Annotated in this window: 7 protein-coding genes; 3 read left to right on the plus strand and 4 right to left on the minus strand. The window is 64.6% G+C overall.

Going from position 1 to position 19,939, the window contains the following annotated elements; all coding sequences use genetic code 11:
- From IP92_RS29955 to ychF, 3 genes are all read right to left on the minus strand, one after another.
- Positions 1-2,573, minus strand: a 2,573-nt coding sequence (locus IP92_RS29955; protein WP_229418855.1) for a beta strand repeat-containing protein, incomplete at its 3' end; no start/stop codon positions are given.
- A 238-nt stretch (positions 2,574-2,811) separates the two neighbouring features.
- Positions 2,812-13,044 carry a calcium-binding protein gene (locus tag IP92_RS30725; protein ID WP_145877967.1) on the minus strand — a complete coding sequence of 3,411 codons (10,233 nt, stop codon included), beginning with the start codon at positions 13,042-13,044 and terminating at the stop codon, positions 2,812-2,814.
- 443 nt (positions 13,045-13,487) lie between these two features.
- On the minus strand, positions 13,488-14,579 hold the full coding sequence (gene ychF / locus IP92_RS19145; protein WP_145877971.1) for a redox-regulated ATPase YchF: 1,092 nt from the start codon (positions 14,577-14,579) through the stop codon (positions 13,488-13,490).
- Positions 14,580-14,783: 204 nt separating this feature from the next.
- Between ychF and IP92_RS19150 the strand changes: the two genes are divergently transcribed.
- The 3 genes from IP92_RS19150 to IP92_RS19160 are packed head-to-tail and all read left to right on the plus strand — an operon-like array spanning position 14,784 to position 18,309.
- A complete protein-coding gene (locus tag IP92_RS19150) occupies positions 14,784-15,386 on the plus strand; it encodes a LuxR C-terminal-related transcriptional regulator (protein ID WP_158206784.1) in 603 nt (200 codons plus the stop codon).
- Positions 15,383-16,660: a cyclic di-GMP phosphodiesterase gene (locus IP92_RS19155; protein ID WP_145877975.1), complete on the plus strand. Its 1,278-nt coding sequence runs from the start codon at positions 15,383-15,385 to the stop codon at positions 16,658-16,660. Before IP92_RS19150 ends, IP92_RS19155 begins: the two co-directional genes overlap by 4 nt.
- A complete protein-coding gene (locus IP92_RS19160) occupies positions 16,657-18,309 on the plus strand; it encodes a PAS domain-containing sensor histidine kinase (protein ID WP_145877977.1) in 1,653 nt (550 codons plus the stop codon). The genes IP92_RS19155 and IP92_RS19160 overlap by 4 nt, the downstream gene beginning before the upstream one ends.
- Here IP92_RS19160 and IP92_RS19165 read toward each other — a convergent pair.
- On the minus strand, positions 18,292-19,911 hold the full coding sequence (locus IP92_RS19165; protein ID WP_158206783.1) for a sensor domain-containing diguanylate cyclase: 1,620 nt from the start codon (positions 19,909-19,911) through the stop codon (positions 18,292-18,294). The two genes, IP92_RS19160 and IP92_RS19165, sit on opposite strands and share 18 nt — an antisense overlap.
- Between the last annotated feature and the right edge of the window lie 28 nt (positions 19,912-19,939).

Raw genomic sequence — 19,939 nt, forward strand, 5'->3', positions numbered from 1 at the left:
CCGCGCAGGTAGTCGCCGAAGTCAGTCGGCTGATTCGGGTACAGGTCCTTCAGGTCCGCCGTGCCGTCGGCGAACTCGATCTTCTCGATATTGCGCACAGTGACCGACTCGCCTGCGCGGCTGAACGTGGTGTCCGTTGCCGTCGTCCGCGTGATTGTGTAGTCGCTGCGATTGCCATCGAGCCAGACGGTGTCTTCCTCGCTGCCGCCGTCAAGCACGTCAGTGCCGCCATAGCCGGACAGCGTATCGTTGCCGGCGCCACCTGCCAGCGTATCGTTGCCTGCGCCCCCGATGATGATGTTGGCGAGAGCGTTACCGGTGCCGCTGAACGCGGCATCACCCATGTAACCGAGGTTTTCGAGGTCCGCGCCAAGCGTGTATTTCGTCAGGGACGTGTTGACGAAGTCCGAACCGCCATCCTTCAGTTCCGTGATCTTGTCGCCGGCATTGTCGACAAGGTAGACGTCATTGCCCGCACCGCCGATCAGCACATCCGCACCCAGGCCGCCGTCGAGCGTATCGTTGCCGGCGCCGCCGTCGAGAACGTTCGCGGCGTCGTTACCCGTGAGCCAGTTCTTACCGGCGTTACCAAACAGGCCAACGGCGCCACTGCCCGCCACCTTGCCGTTCTCGACGTTCTCCGCCAGCGTGTAGGTACCGGAGGCCATTCGAACCTCGACCGTATCCTTGCCGTTGTTCGCGCCCTCCTCGATAACATCCAGGGCGCTGTCGACCACGTAGTGATCGTCGCCGGCGCCGCCGGCCAGCGTATCGTTGCCGAGGCCGCCGTTGAGCACGTCGATGCCATCGGTGCCCACCAGATAGTCGCCAAAGTCCGTGGCAACGTTGGGGTACAGGGTTTTCAGTTCAACGGTGCCGTCGGCAAAGCGAATGTTCTCGATATTGCGCACAGTGACGGATTCCCCGGCGCGGCTGAACACCGTGTCGGTCTCCGTCGTACGCGTCATGGTGTAGTCGGCGCGGTTACCGGTCAGGAATGCCGTATCGGTACCTGCGCCGCCATCGAGCACATTGGCGCCTTCCCGGCCGGACAGCGTGTCGTTGCCATCCGCCCCCGACAGGGTATCGTTGCCGGCGGCGCCGACGATCAGGTCGTCGGACGTGCCGCCGGTACCGGCGAAGTTCCCTGTGCCAATGAAGTACAGATTTTCGACGTTGGCCGTCAACGTGTATTTGGCCAACGTCGTCCCAACAATATCGTCTCCTTCTCCCACCGCCTCGGTCACGACGTCGCCGGCATTGTCGACCAGGTACATGTCGTTCCCGGTACCGCCCGCAAGGCGGTCGGCGCCCGCGCCACCGTCGAGGATGTCGTCGCCACCGTTGCCAAGCAGCGTGTTCGCGCCGGCGTTACCGATCAGCGTATTGTCGAGTGCATTGCCCGCCAGACCGACCGCGGCATCCAGGGTCAATGCCCGGCCGTTCTCGATGTTCGCGGCGAGCTGATACGGCTGGGTCCCGGCGAACGACACTTCGACCGTGTCGTCGCCGCCATTCTCGGCTTCGACGACGATGACATCCGCACCCGTCACGAGATAGGTGTCGTCGCCCCCGCCGCCTTCCAGCGTGTCCCTGCCGCCGTTACTGGTAAGGACCTCGTTCGCGTCGGTCGCCTTCACCCAGTCGTTACCGCCTTGCGGGACCGAAGCGAGGATCTGCGAAATGGAATACGTCGTACCGGCCATGCTGAACGACTCGACACCCTGAACGGTTAATTCACCGCCTGTCGACAGGTTGTAGAACATCGTATCGGTGGCGTTCAGGCGAACGACCATGTAATTGTCGCGCGCGGCCATCATCATGACACCGTCGTTGCCATCTCCACCATAAAAGTAATCGTTGCCTGAAGAGGCCACGATCGTGTCATTGCCGGCTCCGCCCAGAATCGTGTCGTCTCCCGCATCCGCGAAAAAGTCATCGTTGCCCGCACCTCCGTCGAGCCGGTCGTTACCCGAGCCGCCATAAATCACGTTATCGCTGCCATTCCCGGTAACCGCGGCGTTGCCAGTGCCTTTGAAGAAGTAAGATTCAACGTTCGTGGGCAGTACGTAGCTGGTGGCGGTTCCTTCGACCTTGTCCGTTCCCCCACCGGCCGCTTCGACGATCACGTCGCCCGACGAGTCGACGAAGTAGGTATCGTTGCCGGCCCCGCCCGTCATCGTATCGGCGCCCGCGAGGCCATCGATGGTGTCGTTGCCCGTCGTCCCCGTCAGTTTATCGTTGCCCGCCGTGCCGACAATACCGACGAAGTCGGACAGCTTGTAGATTTTTCCAGCGAAATCGAAATATTCGACGCCCTTCACGGAATACGCCGTGTACTTGCCGTCCACCATACCGCTGATCGATACGCTGTCTGGTCCCGATCGGGACACCCCGAAATACGACTCGAGCGCCGACAGGCCCGACAATGTGTCCGTACCAGCGCCACCATCGATTTCGCTGTAGCCGCCGCTCCCCGCGACAATCACATCATTACCGTCATACCCCATGAATGTGTCGCCCCCTGCGCCCTGCAGAGTGTCGTTTTGTGCGGTTCCTTCGATCAATGCCATGGCTTAGCCCTTACAGTGGAATGACGCGCCGTGCGCGTAACAAGTCGGTAACAGCGGACAAAGCCGTCCGCTAAAGTTACCAAATGTAACACGTGTTAACGCGTAGAAATCTCTCCAAATATTGCATGAGAGTGCATTCTCTAACGGGCGCCGGCCGCCATCGAAGTCATTGACAAAAAACAAAACGCCGCGTCCGTTCTCACGGACGCGGCGTTGCCGGGTCGGCGTGGCACCCCGGCTACGACGATGCAGCCACGCTGAAGTCGGACTGGGCGATCTGGGATATACCGGTCAGCGTGGCGATCTGTGTGAGCTCCGCCGCGCTGACGACGGCATCGGCACCACTGCTGGTGAACAGATACAGCGCCGTCGTGGTCCCGCTGTGCAGCGCGAACAGTGCCGTCTCGCCCTGCACGTAGTCGCCCGCCGCGCTGCCGATCGCCTTGGCGGCATTCGCCGTCGTCAGGCTCGTCACGTTCTGCGTGAAGACCACCAGTTCCGCGTCGACCGAGAAGCCACCCGGCGCGGCCTTCGTTTCGGCATCCTCGATGACGGTATCGCGATCCCCGATCTTCAGTGCGATGGCCAGCTTGTCGACCCCGGTCTTGAAGTCGGTGACCGTGTCGAGGCCCTCGCCCAACACGAACGTATCGGCACCGGCATCGCCTGTGAGGCGGTCGTTGCCGGCTCCGCCGACCAGCACGTCGTCGCCCTCCATGCCGCGGAGGACGTCGTTGCCGGCGTTACCCGTGATGACGTTGGCAAGCGCATTGCCGGTGCCGGTGAATGCCACCTTGCCGTCGTAGCTCAGGTTCTCGATACCGGTCGTCAGCGAGTAGCTGGCCAGCGTCGTGATGACGGTGTCCGTGCCGCTGTCGTCCTGCACCTTGTCGCCGGCCGCATCGACGTAGTACAGGTCGTCGCCGGCGCCGCCCGTCAGCGTGTCGCTGCCCTTGCCGCCGTTCAGCACATCGTTGCCGTCGCCGCCGGTCAGCGCATTAGCCGCATCGTTGCCGGTGATGACGTTGTCGAGCGCATTGCCGGTGACGTTGACCGCGATCGACGCGGCCGCGGTGACGGTTGCGTTCTCGACGTTCTCGGCCATCACATAGGTACCCTTGGCCGTGAACGCGACGTTCACCAGGTCGGTGCCCTGATCGGCGTTCTCGGTGACCACGTCGCCGGCGTTGTCGACCACGTAGGTATCGTCGCCCTTGCCGCCGGCCAGCTGGTCCGCGCCAGCCAGGCCATCGAGCAGGTCGTTGCCGTCCGTGCCCACGATGTTGTTTGCGTCCGGGCTTGCGGTGTTCTCGTGCACCTGCTCCAGGCTCTTCTCGCCGTCGGCGAAGATCACGGCCTCCACGTTGCGCAGCGTGACCTGCTCATGCGTCGTCAGGTTGATCAGCACCGTGTCGGTCGTCGTCGGACGCTGGCGTGCGTAGTCGGTGAAGTTCCCCTGCACGACCACGTTGTCCTTGCCCTCACCGCCATCGACCAGGTCGACGCCTTCGCCCGGCAGCAGGCGATCATCGCCGGCGCCGCCAAGCAGCGTATCGTTGCCGGCGCCGCCATACAGCTCGTCGTTGTCCGCTCCGCCATCGAGCTTGTCATTGCCGCCGAAGCCTTGAAGGACGTCGTTGCCCGCCGCGCCCGAGAGCACGTCGTTGCCGCCCGCGCCGTCGATCTGGTTACCGGCCCCGTTGCCCGTGCCGGTGAAGGCCGCAGTGCCGTCGTAGACCAGCTTCTCGACGCCGTTTGTCAACGTGTAATTCGTCAACGTCGTGATGACCTTGTCGTCGCTGTCGTTGCCCTCTTCGACCACCTTGTCGCCGGCCGCGTCGACGTAGTACGTGTCGTTGCCCGTGCCACCCGTCAGCGTGTCGCTGCCCTTGCCGCCATTGAGCACGTCGTTGCCGGCGCCGCCGGTCAGCGCATTGGCCGCATCGTTGCCGGTGATGACGTTGTCGAGCGCATTGCCGGTGACGTTCACCGCGATCGACGCGGCTGCGGTGACGGTCGCGTTCTCGACGTTTTCCGTCATCGCGTACGTGCCCTTGGCTGTGAAGGCGACGTTGACCAGATCGATGCCTTCGTCGGCGTTCTCGATGACGATGTCGCCGGCGTTATCGACCACATAGGTGTCGTTGCCCTTGCCACCTTTCAGTTCGTCGGCGCCGGCCAGGCCGTTCAGCAGGTCGTTGGCGTCGGTACCGGTCAGCTTGTCGTTCGCGATCGACGCGACGTTGTCGTACAGCTCGACGAGCGTCTTCACGCCGTCGCTGAACTGCACCTGCTCGACGTTCTTCAGCGTGATCGTCTGGTTACCTTTCACGAGCACCAGGTCGGTCGCGTTCGGGCGCTGGCGCGCGTAGTCGGCAAAGGCGCCAGTTGCGACATAGGTATCGCTGCCCGCTGCGCCGTCGATCGTCTCGTTGCCGGTGCTGCCCGTGATCGTGTTGGCCAGCGCGTTGCCGGTGCCGGCAAACGCCGTGGTGCCGGTGTAGACGAGGTTCTCCACTTCGGCCGCCAGCGTGTATTTGGCCAGCGCGGTGCGCACGGTATCGGTCCCGCCGTCTTTCAGTTCAGTGACGGTGTCGCCGGCGTTATCGACATAGTACGTGTCGTCGCCTGCGCCGCCGATCAGCTTGTCGGCGCCGCCCTGGCCGTCGAGCGTGTCGTTGCCGGCACCGCCCGTCAGCGTGTTCGCCGCGGCGTTGCCGGTCAGCGCGTTGTTGGCTGCGTTGCCGGTCAGGCTGACCGCGCCCTTGCCGGTGACGATGCCGTTCTCGACGTTCTCCGCCAGCGTGTAGGTGCCCGACGCCAGCGCCACTTCGGCCGTATCGGTGCCTTTGTCCACGCCCTCTTCGATGACGTCCAGCGCTTCGCCGATCACGTACGTATCGTTGCCCGCGCCACCGGCCATCGTGTCGTTACCCAGGCCGCCGTTGAGCGTTTCGCCGGCTTCCGTGCCGCGCAGGTAGTCGCCGAAGTTCGTCGGCTCGTTCGGGTACAGGTCCTTCAGGTCCACGGTGCCGTCGGCAAACGCGATGTGCTCGATATTGCGCACCGTGACCGATTCCCCGGCGCGGCTGAATACCGTGTCCGTCGCCGTCGTGCGCTTGACCGTGTAGTCGGCACGGTTGCCGGCCAGGATCGCGGTGTCGTCTTCGGTGCCACCGTCGAGCACGTCGGTGCCGCCGTTGCCGGCCAACGTGTCGTTGCCGCTCATGCCGGACAACGTGTCGTTGCCGGTGCCGCCAATGATCCCGTTGGCTTCCGCATTGCCGGTGCCGGCGAACGCCGCGGTGCCCGTATAAACGAGATGCTCGGTGAACGCGCCCAGCGTGTACTTCGCCAGCGTGGTCTGCACGGTGTCGCTCCCGCCATCCTTCGCTTCGGTGACAGTGTCGCCGGCATTATCGACAACGTACGTGTCGTCGCCCGTGCCGCCGATCAGTTTGTCGGCACCGGCCTGGCCGTCGAGCGTGTCGTTGCCGGCACCGCCCGTCAGCGTGTTCGCGGCGCCATTACCGGTCAGCGCGTTATTGGCAGCGTTGCCAGTCAGGCTGACCGCGCCCTTGCCGGTGACGATGCCATTTTCGACGTTGTCCACCAGCGTGTACGTGCCCGAGGCCAGCGCCACTTCGGCCGTGTCGGTGCCGTTGTCGGCACTCTCTTCGATCACGTCCAGCGCTTCGCCGATCACGTACGTGTCGTTGCCCGCACCGCCGGCCATCGTGTCGTTCCCAAGGCCGCCATTGATCGTTTCGCCGGCATCGGTGCCGCGCAGGTAGTCGCCGAAGTCAGTCGGCTGATTCGGGTACAGGTCCTTCAGGTCCGCCGTGCCGTCGGCGAACTCGATCTTCTCGATATTGCGTACCGTGACAGATTCGCCGGCACGGATAAACACCGTGTCGGTCGCGGTCGCCCGCGTGATCGTGTAGTCGGCACGATTGCCCGTCAGGACCGCGGTATCGTCTTCGGAGCCACCATCGAGCACGTCGCTGCCGCCGTTGCCGGCCAGCGTATCGTTGCCCGCCGCGCCGGCAAGCTTGTCATTGCCCGCACCGCCGGATATCGCGTTGTCGGCGGCATTGCCTGTGCCGGCAAACGCGTTGGTACCCGTATAAGTCAGTTTTTCGACGTCCGCGCCCAGCGTGTACGCGGCCAGCGTCGTGTTGACCGTGTCGCTGCCGCCCCCCTTTGCCTCGGTAACCGTATCGCCCGCGGCATCCACGAGGTACGTGTCGTTGCCGTCGCCGCCGGCCAGCTTATCGGCGCCTTCGCCACCGTCGAGGAGATCGTCGCCCGCGCCGCCGCTGAGCACATCGCTCCCCTTGCCGCCCGACAGCGAGTCGTTGCCGCCGTTACCGGACAGCGTGTTTGCGCCGTCGTTGCCGGTCAGCGTGTTCGCGCCCTCGTTGCCTGCCAGGCCGACGGCCAGCGCAGCGGGTGCCGTGACGACCGCATCTTCGACATCGGACGCTAACACATAGGTACCGGAAGCCCGGAATGCCACCTGCACCGTGTCGTGGCCCTCCCCGGTCAGCTCCACGATCATGTCGGCGGGGTTATCGACGACATAGATGTCGTCGCCCTTGCCGCCGCGCAGTTCGTCGTTGCCGGTCAGCCCGTTCAGGCTGTCGTTGCCATCCGAGCCTGTCAGCTTGTCGTTTCCTTCCGACGCCACGTTCTCGTACAGTTCCGCCAACGTCTTCACGCCATCGCTGAATTGCACCTTCTCGATGTTGCTTAGCGTGATCGTCTGCGTGCCGTTCGACAGCACCAGATCCGTCTTGTTAGGCCGCGCCCGCTTGTAGTCCGCAAACGCGCCGACCGCCACATAGGTGTCGATTCCTCCGGCACCGTCGACGGTGTCGTTGCCGATGCCCCCCGTGATGACGTTAGCCAGACCATTGCCGGTACCGGTGAACGACGTATTCCCCTGGTAACGCAAATCTTCGACATCGGCCTGCAGCGTATAGGCGGCAAGCTTCGTGACGACGGTGTCGTAACCGCTGTTCTGATCCTCGCGCACGACAACGCCAGCGTTGTCGATGCGATAGACGTCGTCGCCGCTCCCGCCGTACAGCGTGTCGGCACCGCCGCCGCCGTCGAGGGTGTCGTTGCCGAGTGACGCATCGATCCAGTTGGCGTACTGGTTGCCCCGTATGTAGTTATCCTGGTAGTTGCCGGTCACACTGGACAACTTGGGGGCGGCCTTGTCGGACATGATCAGGTCCTCGACCATTTCAACGAGCCAGTAACTGCCAGCGGTGTCGTTACCAGCGCCGACATTGAGAAGAACGGTATCGTGACCGCCGCCTTCCCGCTCGATGACGGCGTCCTTCAGGTTATCGACCACGTAAGTGTCGTCGCCTTTCCCGCCGGCCATGGTATCGGCGCCCGCCAGGCCGTCCATCATATCGTTGCCGTCAGTACCGCTGATGTCGTCATCGAACGCGGATGGGCGCGTCGCGTGGATCCACGTGACACTATATTGGGTCCCACCGACGATCAGCGTCTCCACGTTCCGCAGCGTGAGCGTCTGGCCCTCCCGGATTAACACGAGGTCCGTAGCATTCGGCCGGGCGATTTCGAAGTCGGCCAACTTGCCGTCCACGGACACGGAATCGGCGCCGCCGCGGCCGTCGAATACCAGATCGCCCGTGCCTTCCGCAGCGAAGTGGTTCGACTCGTCGTTGCCGGTCCCCACGAACGGACCGTTGCCGCGATAAATCAGGCCTTCAACGCCGGCCTGCATCACGTAGCTGGCCGTTGTAGCGATCACCTGATCGTACTCCGAGCCTGTTTCGATGACGACATCGTCCGCCGAGTCGACGAAATACGTATCCCAGCCGGCGCCGCCGACCATCGTGTCCGCACCAGCGCCGCCGTCCAGCGTGTCGCTTCCAGCGCCGCCCTCGATGCTGTTGTCGAGCGCATTGCCGGTAAGTCGGTTGTCCAGCTCATTACCGACGAGGACGGCGTTAAACGCGCCTTCCGCAAGGATGCCATCTTCGACGCCGAACGCCAGTTGCACGGCGCCGGACGCAAGCTTGACACGCACGGCATCGTGGCCGTAGAGCTCCGTAATGACATCGCCTGCATCATCGACGACGTACAGGTCGTCGCCAGCCCCGCCGAGCATTGCGTCGGGACCAAGGCCACCGTCGAGCGTGTCGTCCGCATCGGACCCGATCAATGTATCGTCGTAGTCGGTGATCATGCCGGTGAGCAGGTCGGACCGGGTGTACACCTGGCTATCGAACAGGAACCGTTCGGCATTGCGCACGATTACTTCCGTTCCACTGACGCGATGGGTCAGCACGATATCGATCGCGTTTGGACGTGTCACCGCATAGTCGCTTCGCTCGCCCGCGAGAACGACCGTATCAGTGCCCGCGCCACCGTCGAGGACGTCGTTACCGCCAGCGCCAGACAGCACGTCGTTGCCGCCGCCACCATGCAGCGTGTCCCCAAGAGCGCCGCCAGTCAGCCGGTTATCGAGCTCGTTGCCAGTACCATCAAACCGCGCACTGCCGACATAGACCAACTGCTCGACGTTCGCGGCGAGCGTGTAGCGGTCGAGCGTTGTGTGCACAACGTCCGACTGGCCACCATCGGCTGCTTCGACGACGACGTCGCCTGCGTTGTCGACGACGTACACATCGTCGCCACCGCGCCCTTCGAGACGATCCGCGCCGGCGCCCCCGTCGAGTGTATCGCCGTGGCTCCAGCCAAGCAGCGTATCGGCCCCGGTATTGCCCTGCAACCAGCCCTGGTTGTTTGCCTCCAGTGTCATACCGGTGCTCAGGCCCACCTCGACCTTGCCGACACCGAGATCAGGTTTGTAATAGGCAGTGCTATATTCAATCCGGACGGTATCGTCCTTGCCCGCATCCTCCAGCATGACGCCGGAGTCGCGCAGCACGAAGGTGTCGGCACCCGCGCCGCCGATCAGCGTGTCACCCACCGCTCCCGTCAGTACGTCGTTGCCGCCCAGGCCACTGATCCGCTCGGCTCCAGCGCCGCCGACAATCGTGTCATCGAATGCGGTACCGTCTGCACCGGAGGCTGCCGCGCCAAGCATGATTGCCACGCCTGGCACTGCGCTACCTTCTGGATCGATACCGCCAACGAAATTCGCTGCGGTCAGGCTGGCCGCGTTGACACCCGCGAGGCGCACGGCGATCTCTGGATAGCCCAGCCCGGCGCGCGCCTGGTACCAGTGCAGCACGGTATCGGCGCCATCCTGTTCGAGCCGCACGTGGCCGTGAGCAAACAGTCCCGGTTCGCCGTCGAACGGGCCGCTTTTCTTCAATAACTCATACAGGTCGAGCTTGTCCCCGCCCGGACCCGCCTGGAAATCGGCGATCGTCACCGCTGTCCCTACAGGCGGAAATAACTCCTTGGACGGCATGATGCGGAAGATATCGCTGCCCGCGCCGCCCGTCAGCGTCGTACCTGCCCCATCCTGGCGGTCGATGACAAAAACGTCGTCGCCGTCGCCACCGTCCGCCACTTGGGGCAGAGGGCCGGCCGAGCGATCGATCAGCAGCACGTCGTTGCCGCTGTCACCGAACAGCGTGCCCGTTCCGCTCAGCGTATCGGCTCCGGTTCCGCCGTGGAGCGTATCCCGCGCACCACGGCCGAGCAACACGTCATCGCCGGCACCACCGTCGAGCGCGTCGTCGAATACCGTTCCGCCGATAACGTCGTCGCCATCTGTACCGCTTGCCGTGGCACCGGCAACGTGGGCCATGCCGGGTGCGTAGCCGCCGGCGAAGTTTGCGGCCGTCAGGTTGGCTGCTGTCACGTTCGCCAAGCGCGCTATCGTTGTCGGAAACCCGGATGCCGTGGTGACGGTGAGGAGGGTATCGGAACCCGACTGCACGAGTTGCAGCAGCCCGTGCGCGAAAGGATTGCCGCCGTCGTATTCTCCGGCGGCCGCCAGCGTATCGAGATAGTCGAGAAGGTCGAGCTTGTCACCGCCTGTGCCAACCGTGAAATCGGTAATCGTCACCACCTCGGCGGCATTGCGGTCCGCCAGGCGGAACGTGTCTGAGCCGGCACCGCCACTGACCGATATCGCGCCTGCGTCCTGCCAATGCCCGACTGCGGGATTCCCGACCACGATCGTATCGTCGCCGTCGCCTCCTCGGCCGATCTGCACGGTTCCCGTCGCCGCCCTCCTCAGCACCAGCAAATCATTACCTGCGCCGCCATCGAGCGTGTCGTTGCCGACGTCGCCGCCACCGTACAGTGTGTCGTTGCCGGCGCCTCCCGCAAGACTGTCACTGCCGGCAAGCTGCGCAGAACCGGTGGATTCCTCTATCGGCATCGCCGCGTCGCTAAGCAGGTCGTTGCCGCCGCCGCCAGACAGCGTGTCGCTGCCGCCGCCTCCCAACAGCACGTCGCCCGCATCGTCGCTACCCGTCAGCACGTCGGCGCCGCCATTGCCCTCCAGGCGATCGCCGCCGCCATTACCGGACAGAGTATCTGCAAAGTCGGTGCCTTGCAGCTGGTCGGCACCGGCCGTGCCGACGCGCTGCACGCCTGTAACCGGCGTGCCATGCGGATCGATGCCACCGAAATTGACGGACGTGAGGCTGGCCAGCGCGGTATCTTTCAGGATGAGCAGCGTGCTTTGCCCCGCCCATGACGTCCGCTCCAGGTGGGTATCGGCGCCGACCTGGGTGAGGCGCAGGTGGCCGGACGCGAATGGATTCGCGCCGGTCGCGCGCTCGTCAAGCTCATTCATCGCCGCCGAGAGGTCGACACGGTCCGCAGTAGGGTCGAAGTCTGTGACGACCGCAGCCGGCGCGTTGCCGGGATAGGTATGGAGCAGCCGGTAAGTGTCGCTGCCGGTGCCGCCGGTCAGCAGCACCGCGGCCTGCGACCCGTTGACAGCAAGCGTGAACAGGTCGTCGCCCGCACCGCCATCGGCGGTTACGGCACCATCCGAGAACCCCGGATCGCACACGAGCGTATCGTTGCCATCCCCTCCCAGCATCGTGTTCGCGCCGACGTGCGTGTGGTCCTGGATCAGCAGGTCGTCGCCGGCACCGCCGTCGAGCATGCCCTTGCCGGGCCCGCCTGCGAGCGTATCGTTGCCGTCGCCTCCAACCAGCGTATCTGCCCCTGCCATGCCGTCGATCCTGTCGTCTCCGGCGCCACCGGTAATGCTGTCCGCATAGCCGGTGCCCGCCAGCGTGTCCGCGCCTGGCGTGCCGACGAACGCCAAGGGCGCCATTGGCGCGCCGTCGACGGAAGCGCCGCCGAAATTGGCCGCCGTGAGCGCCGTCGCGGATACGCCACGCAAGGTCAGCACCGTCTCGAACTGGCCGTTCGCAACGCCGGACGGGGCGAACTGCAGCAGCGTATCGCCACCTTGCTGGAGCAGCCGCAGGTATCCCCCGGCCATATCGAACGGGTTACCGGGCACCGGCCGCACATCCGCCAGCATGTTCAGGAACGGCGTCAGGTCGATGCGATCGCCGCCGTCGCCAGCCTGGAAGTCCGTGACGATCCACTCCGCCCCTTGCTGTCCGCCTTGGATGCGATAGTCGAACGAGAACGTATCGGTGCCGTCGCCGCCCGTCAGCGTCACATGCTGCCCCTCCGTCTGGACAACGTGCAGAACGTCGTTCCCCGCTCCGCCGGACAGTTGATCGCTTCCCCCATCCGCGACCAGGGTGTCGTCCCCCGCTCCGCCATCGAGGGTATCGTCGCCAGCGCCGCCGGCAAGCCGGTCCCCATCGGCACCTCCGTCGAGCACATCGTCGCCACGGCCGCCGGCGAGCGTATCGGCACCCGCCGCGCCGCCAAGTGTATCGTCTCCCCAGCCACCGTCGATACTGTCGGCAGCGGCCGAGGGGGTCCGCACGACGGGCGCGATGGCGCTACCGTCCGGTTGCCACCCGCCGACGAAGTTGTCTGCAACAAAATCCGCGGCCCACGTGCCCTTCAGCACGAGAACATCTTGCTCACTGCCTCCCTTGTCGCCCTCCCAAAACCACCGCACGACAGTATCGGCCCCGGACTGGAACAATGCGAAATGCCCTTGGCTGAACGGATTGCCTCCGCCGTCATTGCGGGCATACGCCAACCATTCGCTGAGGTCGAGCCGGTCGCCGCCGGAGCCGCAAGTGAAGTCTGTAATGGTTGCACCTGACGAATTAGCGCGCAGCACGAACGTATCAGTCGCCGCCCCGCCCGTCGCCACGGTGGGGGCCTGGTCGTTCGAGCCGAACACCAATGTATCGCTACCGGCACCACCGTCCAGCAGCGCTGCTGAGCTTGTGGCGCTGAGGGTGTCGTCGCCCGCGCCACCGAGCAGGGTATCCGCGCTTTGGGTGCTTTGAAGGATATCGTCGCCGTCCAGGCCCGCGTAGACGCCTGGCAAGCCGTCGATAGCAGAGGCGATGGTGTCATTGCCCGTAGTGCCTTCAAAGCTGCGCGCGACCATATGTCTTCCCTCAGTACAAAATTACAAAGGGTAACATATGTTAATAAATCGAATCTCTCAGATTGTCACGGGCCTCGAAAAAAGCAGATCGACCGAGGTTTATGAAGCGGCGCGCAAAAAAACCGCTGTCAACACATCGGACGCGGCGCCAGCGCCGACATGCTGGCGCTCGTCAAGACGCTGCACATCTGGACCAGCGTCGAACTGCAGCAGGCCGGGAAGGCGAACCAGGCCGCTACCGCTCGATCATGATGCAGCGCGAGAGTGGATGAGAAAAGGGCAGCCCGGTTTGCTGGGCTGCCCCTTGAATGGCACGGTGTCAAAGTCATGCTGACGGACGTGAAATCGTTGACTTGATCGCCGACGCGTGCGTCACGTCAATCCAGCGCCCATCGCAAAACGCAGACTAAGAGTCGAGGTCAAGTAACAAGAGACAGTTTCGCTTACACGTTGAACAAGAAGTTCAACACATCCCCATCCTTGACAACATACTCCTTGCCCTCGGCGCGCATCTTGCCCGCCTCCTTCGCGCCGGCCTCACCCTTGTACGTGATGAAGTCCTCGAACGAAATGGTCTGCGCGCGAATGAAGCCGCGCTCGAAGTCCGTGTGGATCACGCCGGCCGCCTGCGGTGCCGTGTCGCCCACGTGGATCGTCCACGCGCGCACTTCCTTCACGCCCGCCGTGAAGTAGGTCTGCAGTCCCAGCAGCTTGAAGCCGGCGCGGATCAGGCGGTCCAGGCCTGGCTCGTCCATGCCCATGTCGGCCAGGAACGCGGTCTTGTCTTCGTCGTCCAGGTCGGCGATCTCGGCTTCGATCGCGGCGCAGATCGTCACGATCGGCGCGTTCTGCGCCTTCGCGTAGTCGGTCAACTGGTCCAGCAGCGGGTTGTTGGTGAAGCCGTTGTCCGAAACGTTCGCCACGTACATCGCCGGCTTCGCCGTGATCAGGCACAGCGGCTTGATCAGCGCCATTTCCTCGGCCGTCAGGCCCAGTGCGCGCACCGGTTTCGCGTCGTTCAGTTGCGGCTGCACCCTTTCCAGCAGCGCGACGAGCTTGGCCGCTTCCTTGTCGCCGGAACGGGCCTTCTTCTGCTCGCGGTGGATGGTTTTCTCGACGGTCGTCAGGTCGGCCAGCGCCAGCTCGGTCTGGATCACGGCGATGTCGTCCAGCGGGCTGACCTTGCCGGCCACGTGGATCACGTTTTCGTCTTCGAAGCAGCGCACGACGTTGACGATCGCATCCGTTTCGCGGATGTGAGCCAGGAACTGGTTACCCAGGCCTTCGCCCTGCGACGCACCGGCGACCAGGCCGGCGATGTCGACGAATTCAACGATCGCGTTGACGATCCGTTCCGGCTTGACGATCTCGGCCAGCTGCTTCAGGCGCGGGTCCGGCACCTCGACGACGCCCACGTTCGGCTCGATCGTGCAGAACGGGTAGTTCTCGGCCGGGATGCCGGCCTTCGTCAGCGCATTGAACAGGGTGGACTTGCCGACGTTCGGCAGGCCGACGATGCCACATTTGAGGCTCATGGAATTCCTTGTGAAAAAATGAATGCCGCCGCCGGCGAGTGCTGGGCGCGTTGCGGAAAATGTGCGCATTATAGCGCCCCTATCCGTATCTCTACTCATGCCAGAGGGCAACCTTGCGGCTACACTGGTGCCAATAGCGTTGCATCGGCAGTCCGAACCGTGCTCCAATCGTCAGCGACAACAACGCTGTACAAGATGGAAACAATGGCGCGGATCCTGCTGGTGGACGACGAGGTCAACGTGCTCAGGGCGCTGCAACGCTCCCTGCGGCCCGCCTTTCCGCCCGAGCTAGCGATGATTGAAACGTTTACCGATCCACAGGCCGCCCTGCATCGCTGCGAGCAGGTGCCGTTCGACGTCGTCGTGTCCGATTACCGGATGCCCGGCATGAACGGCCTCGAACTGCTCGCCGGCGCGAAGGCGCTGCAGCCCGAAGCGGTGCGGCTGATGCTGAGCGCCACGTCCGATTTCGATGTGCTGCTCGATGCGCTGAATAACGTCCGTATCTTCCGCTACATCCAGAAGCCGTGGAACGACGACGAGCTGCGTGCCGTGCTGCGCGAGGCGCTTGCCTCGCGTGCCGCGCCGCCGCCCGCGCCGGCAACGGACTGGCTGGCCGAATTGACGCCCCGCGAGCGCGAGGTATTGCGCTTGCTGGTGCACGGCATGACCAACCGGATGATCGCCGCGGAACTGGGGATCAGTGCGCGCACCGTCGAAAACCATCGCGCGAAGGTGATGGAAAAGACGGGCGCCGATTCGCTGCCCGAACTGGTGCGGCTCGCCATGAAGGACGGCATGCAATGACCGACACGACCCAGATCTCGATGGACCAGCTGTGCGTGGGCCTGTACGTGGAACTCGACCTGAAATGGTTCGAGCACCCGTTCACGTTCAGCCGTTTCAAGATCAAGACGGAAGAACAGCTGGCGACGCTGCGCGGCCTTGGCCTCGCCACCGTGCGCTACAACCCGGACCTGTCGGACGTGCGGCCGCTGCCCGCTTCGGCCGGGCAAACCGCCGCCGCGGCGGCGGCAGCGCCCTCCCCGCAAACGTCGCCCGCGCTGGAGGCGAAACGCGCGATGGTCGAGCGGCTGCGCGTGCTGCGCGAATCCACCGCCCGCGTCGAGCGCGCATTCCAGGACACGGCGCGCGCGATCCACGACATCGAACGCAACCTGTTCGCCCGGCCCGAGGAAAGCGCGCGCCAGGCGTCCATCCTCGTCAACCAGATCACCGAATCAATCCTGTGCGCGCCCGAGCTGGCGATCCAGGTGATGGGTGACAGCACCGGTGGCGAAGAGATGTACTGCCATTCGCTCAACGTGACGATGCTGGCGACGATGATGGCGCGCGACATCAAGCTGCCGCAGCCCGTCGCCGCGGCCCTCGGCATGGGTGCGCTGCTGCACGACGTGGGCTGGAAGAACCTGCCGGACAAGATCGTCCACAAGCACGACGCGCTGACGGCGGCCGAGCTGCACCTGTTCCAGACGCATGCGCAGCACAGCATGGAGATCACGCAGAAGATGCATTGCCTGCCGGCCGTGACGGCCCTGATCCGCGAGCATCACGAGCTGTTCGACGGCAGCGGCTATCCGGGTGGCCTGAAAGGCGAAGAGATCGGCCTGTTGGCCCGCATCGTCGCGATCGCCGACCACTATGACGAGTTGTGCAACCCGGCCGACATCGCCGTCGCGATGACGCCGCACGAAGCGCTGTCGACGATGTTCGCGAAGCACCGCGGCAAATTCGATCCGAAGCTGCTGCAGGTGTTCATCCGCTGCCTGGGCGTCTACCCGCCCGGCACGATCGTGCAGCTGTCGAACGGCATGCTGGGGATGGTCACCACCGTCAACACGGCCAAGCCGATGAAGCCGATGCTGGTGGTGTACGACGCGAACGTGCCGAAGAACGAGGCGATCATCGTCAACCTCGAACGCGAGACGGAGCTCAACATCGTCAAGGCGATCCGGCCGGCGCAGGTGCCGCCGGCCGTCTACAACTACCTCAGCCCGCGCAAGCGCGTCAGCTACTACTTCGATGCCGGCAAGCCCGGCCAGACCGGCGGTGCGGCATGAATGGCCTGGCCCAGCTGATGCTGGATCACAGCCCCAGCATGATGATGCTGGTGGAACCGGCGCAGCTGCGCATCGTCGGCGTCAACCGCGCCGTCGAACAGCTGCTCGGCTACACGAAGGCCGAGCTGCTGGCGCTGACGATCACCGAGATCGAAAGTGCGCTGCAGGACGTGTTCTATTGGGAAGAAGTGCAGAACGGCCAGTGCGGCGACATCGAGGCGCAGGAAGGCCAGTACCGCCGCGCCGACGGCGAGCTGCTGACCGTCGTGAAGTCGGTGCGCGCGATCCGGCACGGCGATGCTGCGCTGATGCTGGTGCAGGCGCGCGACGTGCAGCACGAGCATGAGGTGGAGGATGCGCTGGCGCAGACGCTGTCGCGGCTGCAGGCGACGCTCGAATCGACCGGCAACGGCATCCTCGTGATCGACTGGCACGGCCGCATCGCCAGCATGAACCGCCAGTTCTCCCGCATGTGGCGCATTCCCGAGGCGCTGCTGCACGCGGAAGACGATGCCGGCATTCTCGACTGGCTGTGCAGCCAGGTGGCGGAGGCCGACGTGTGCCGTGCGCGGTTGACGGAGCTGGTGGCCGAGGAGGAGACGCTCGACCTGTTCCACCTGAAGGGCGGCAAGGTGTTCGAATGCACGTCGCGCCCGCAGCGCCTGGGCGAGCGCATCATCGGCCGCGTGTTCGGTTACAACGACATCACGGAACGCCAGCTGGCCGAAGAAGCGTTGCGGGAATCGCGCGACCAGCTCGAAGCCCGGGTCGACGAGCGCACCGCGGAACTGCTCACGGCAAACGCCACCCTGGAAGAGGAAAAGGCACGCCAGCAGGAGCTGATCGACAAGCTGGGCGCGGCACAGAACCAGTTGCTGCAGGCCGAGAAGATGGCGTCCGTCGGCGTGCTGGCGGCCGGCGTGGCGCACGAGATCAACAACCCGATCGCGTTCGTCAACACGAACATGGGCACGTTGCAGGTGTATTCGCGCGGCCTGCTCAAGCTGCTGGACGCTTACGAGGAGCTGGAAGGCCTGGTGCCTGCCGACGCACGCGAGCGCCTGCAGGCGCTCAAGCACGAAGTCGACGCGGAATACCTGCGTGAAGATATCGGCGCGCTGCTCTCGGAATCGCTCGAGGGCCTGGAACGGGTCAAGAACATCGTGCAGGACCTGAAGGATTTCTCCCACGTGTCCGAATCGGACCGGCAATGGGCCAACCTGGAACGGGGCCTGGACAGCACGCTGAACCTCGTTGCCAACGACCTCAAATACAAGGCCGAGGTGGTCAAGGAATACGCCGGCATTCCGCAGATCGAATGCCTGCCGTCGCAGCTGAACCAGGTGTTCATGAACCTGTTGATGAACGCCGGCCACGCGATCGCGGAAAAGGGCCGCATCACCGTGCGCACCGGCTTCGACAAGCAGAATGTGTGGGTCGAGGTGGAGGATACGGGGCACGGCATCAAGCCGGAAAACCTGGGTCGCATCTTCGACCCGTTCTTCACGACGAAGCCGGTCGGCAAGGGCACGGGGCTGGGATTGGCGCTGTCCTACGGCATCGTCACCAAGCACGCCGGCACGATCGACGTGCGGAGCGAAGTCGGCAAGGGCACCACGTTCCGCGTGACGTTACCCCGTCAACAGTGAATCCTGCAGGTCGGCCGCCTGCACGCGATTGCGGCCGGCGCGCTTGGCTTCGTACAGCGCCGCGTCGGCGCGGCGGATCAGCTCCTCGACGTGCGCGGCACCGCGCGGCGCGACCGCCACGCCGATCGACACCGTGACACTGAGCGTGCCGCCAGGGACAACCACCTTCTGCAACACGATCCGCTCGCGCATCCGCTCCGCGACGGCCAGCGCCGCCGTCTCGCCCGTGCGCGGCAGCGCCACGATGAATTCCTCGCCACCGTAGCGCGCGACCACGTCGCCGTCGCGCGTCTCCTCCAGCAGCACGCGGGCCAGCACCCGCAGCACCTCGTCGCCGGCCGGGTGGCCGTGCTCGTCGTTGATGCGCTTGAAGTGATCGGCATCGACGACCATCAGGGCCAGCGGTTCACCATGGCGGCGTGCGGTGCCCAACATGCGCTCGGCGGACTCCATGAAGTAACGCCGGTTGAACAGGCCCGTGAGGCTGTCCGTGAACGACTGCACGCGCAATTCCTCGGACAACGCCTTCAGCTCCTCGTGCTGGCGCGCCAGCGCGCCATGCGCGTTCTCGAGCGCCGTGCGGGACCGCTCGCGCTCGCGCAACCACAGACGAAACTCCCACAGGTACATCAGCGACGTGGCCACCAGTACGATGCTGATGGCGGTAATCACCGCGAGGCGCAGCGCGGTCGTCTCGATGTCTTCCAACGGCAGCAGCACGTTCACGTGCCAGTCGGTCTCCGGCACGGGGCGGCGCGCCATGAAGAAGCGGTCGGTGCGGCCATTCTCGTCCAGCGCGACAATTGCCGCGCCGCTTTCCAGCTGCTGTTCGATATGCAGGTTCAGCGGCGCGCGCAACACGCCTTCGTACTGGCGGGTGCGCTCGACGCTGGCGCCTTCGCGCGCACCGAGCTCGTTCAGCGGCCGATACTGCCAATCCTTGCGCGAGCTGAGGAACGCCACCCCGCCGGAATCGGTGACGAGAATCTCGCCGCTGCCGTCCGTAATCGACGGCATCGTCAGGTCGACCTTGACGACGGCGACACCCAGGACCTCGTCCGTGCCGGCCACCTTGACGAGCTGCGACAGGAAGAAGCCCGGCGTGCGCGACGTGACACCCATCGCGTAGAAATGGGCACCGCCCTCTTCCAGCGCGCGCGTGTAATACGGCCGAAACGCATAGTTCTTGCCGACGAAGCTGCCCTTGCTCTGCCAATTGCTCGATGCGATCGCCGTGCCTTGCGGGTCGAGCAGGTACAGTGCCGTCGCGCCGGTGCTGTGCTGCAGGCGGTTCAGATAGACGTTGGCCTTGCGGACCAGCTCCGGATCGGACGGCTGTTCCAGCGCCTCGCGCAGCGTGCGGAAGTTGGCCAGCAGATGCGGCAGATACGTGTAGCGGGCGGGCGGCGCGAACAATACGGTCGCGAAGCGGTCGAGCCGTGGCCCGGATGCCCGTTCGACGCGCACCAGCTGGCGCTCATAGCTGACCGCGTATACGCCCCAGCCGGCGAGCGCGCCGCCGGCCAATATCGCACAGGCCAAGGCGATCCGATGACGGTACTGGTGCCACGCAAGTGCAATCGGATGGCCGGTGATTTTCATGGGAGTCGTCTGGCTGAGCGCGACATGC

This window comes from Pseudoduganella flava, from assembly GCF_007830495.1.
Lineage (GTDB): Bacteria > Pseudomonadota > Gammaproteobacteria > Burkholderiales > Burkholderiaceae_D > Rugamonas > Rugamonas flava.

Excerpts from the sequence above, each read along its gene's own strand:
- IP92_RS30725 (WP_145877967.1), bottom strand. The coding sequence starts at position 13,044 with ATGGTCGCGCGCAGCTTTGAAGGCACTACGGGCAATGACACCATCGCC.
- ychF (WP_145877971.1), bottom strand. The coding sequence starts at position 14,579 with ATGAGCCTCAAATGTGGCATCGTCGGCCTGCCGAACGTCGGCAAGTCC.
- IP92_RS19150 (WP_158206784.1), top strand. The coding sequence starts at position 14,784 with ATGGCGCGGATCCTGCTGGTGGACGACGAGGTCAACGTGCTCAGGGCG.
- IP92_RS19155 (WP_145877975.1), top strand. The coding sequence starts at position 15,383 with ATGACCGACACGACCCAGATCTCGATGGACCAGCTGTGCGTGGGCCTG.
- IP92_RS19160 (WP_145877977.1), top strand. The coding sequence starts at position 16,657 with ATGAATGGCCTGGCCCAGCTGATGCTGGATCACAGCCCCAGCATGATG.
- IP92_RS19165 (WP_158206783.1), bottom strand. The coding sequence starts at position 19,911 with ATGAAAATCACCGGCCATCCGATTGCACTTGCGTGGCACCAGTACCGT.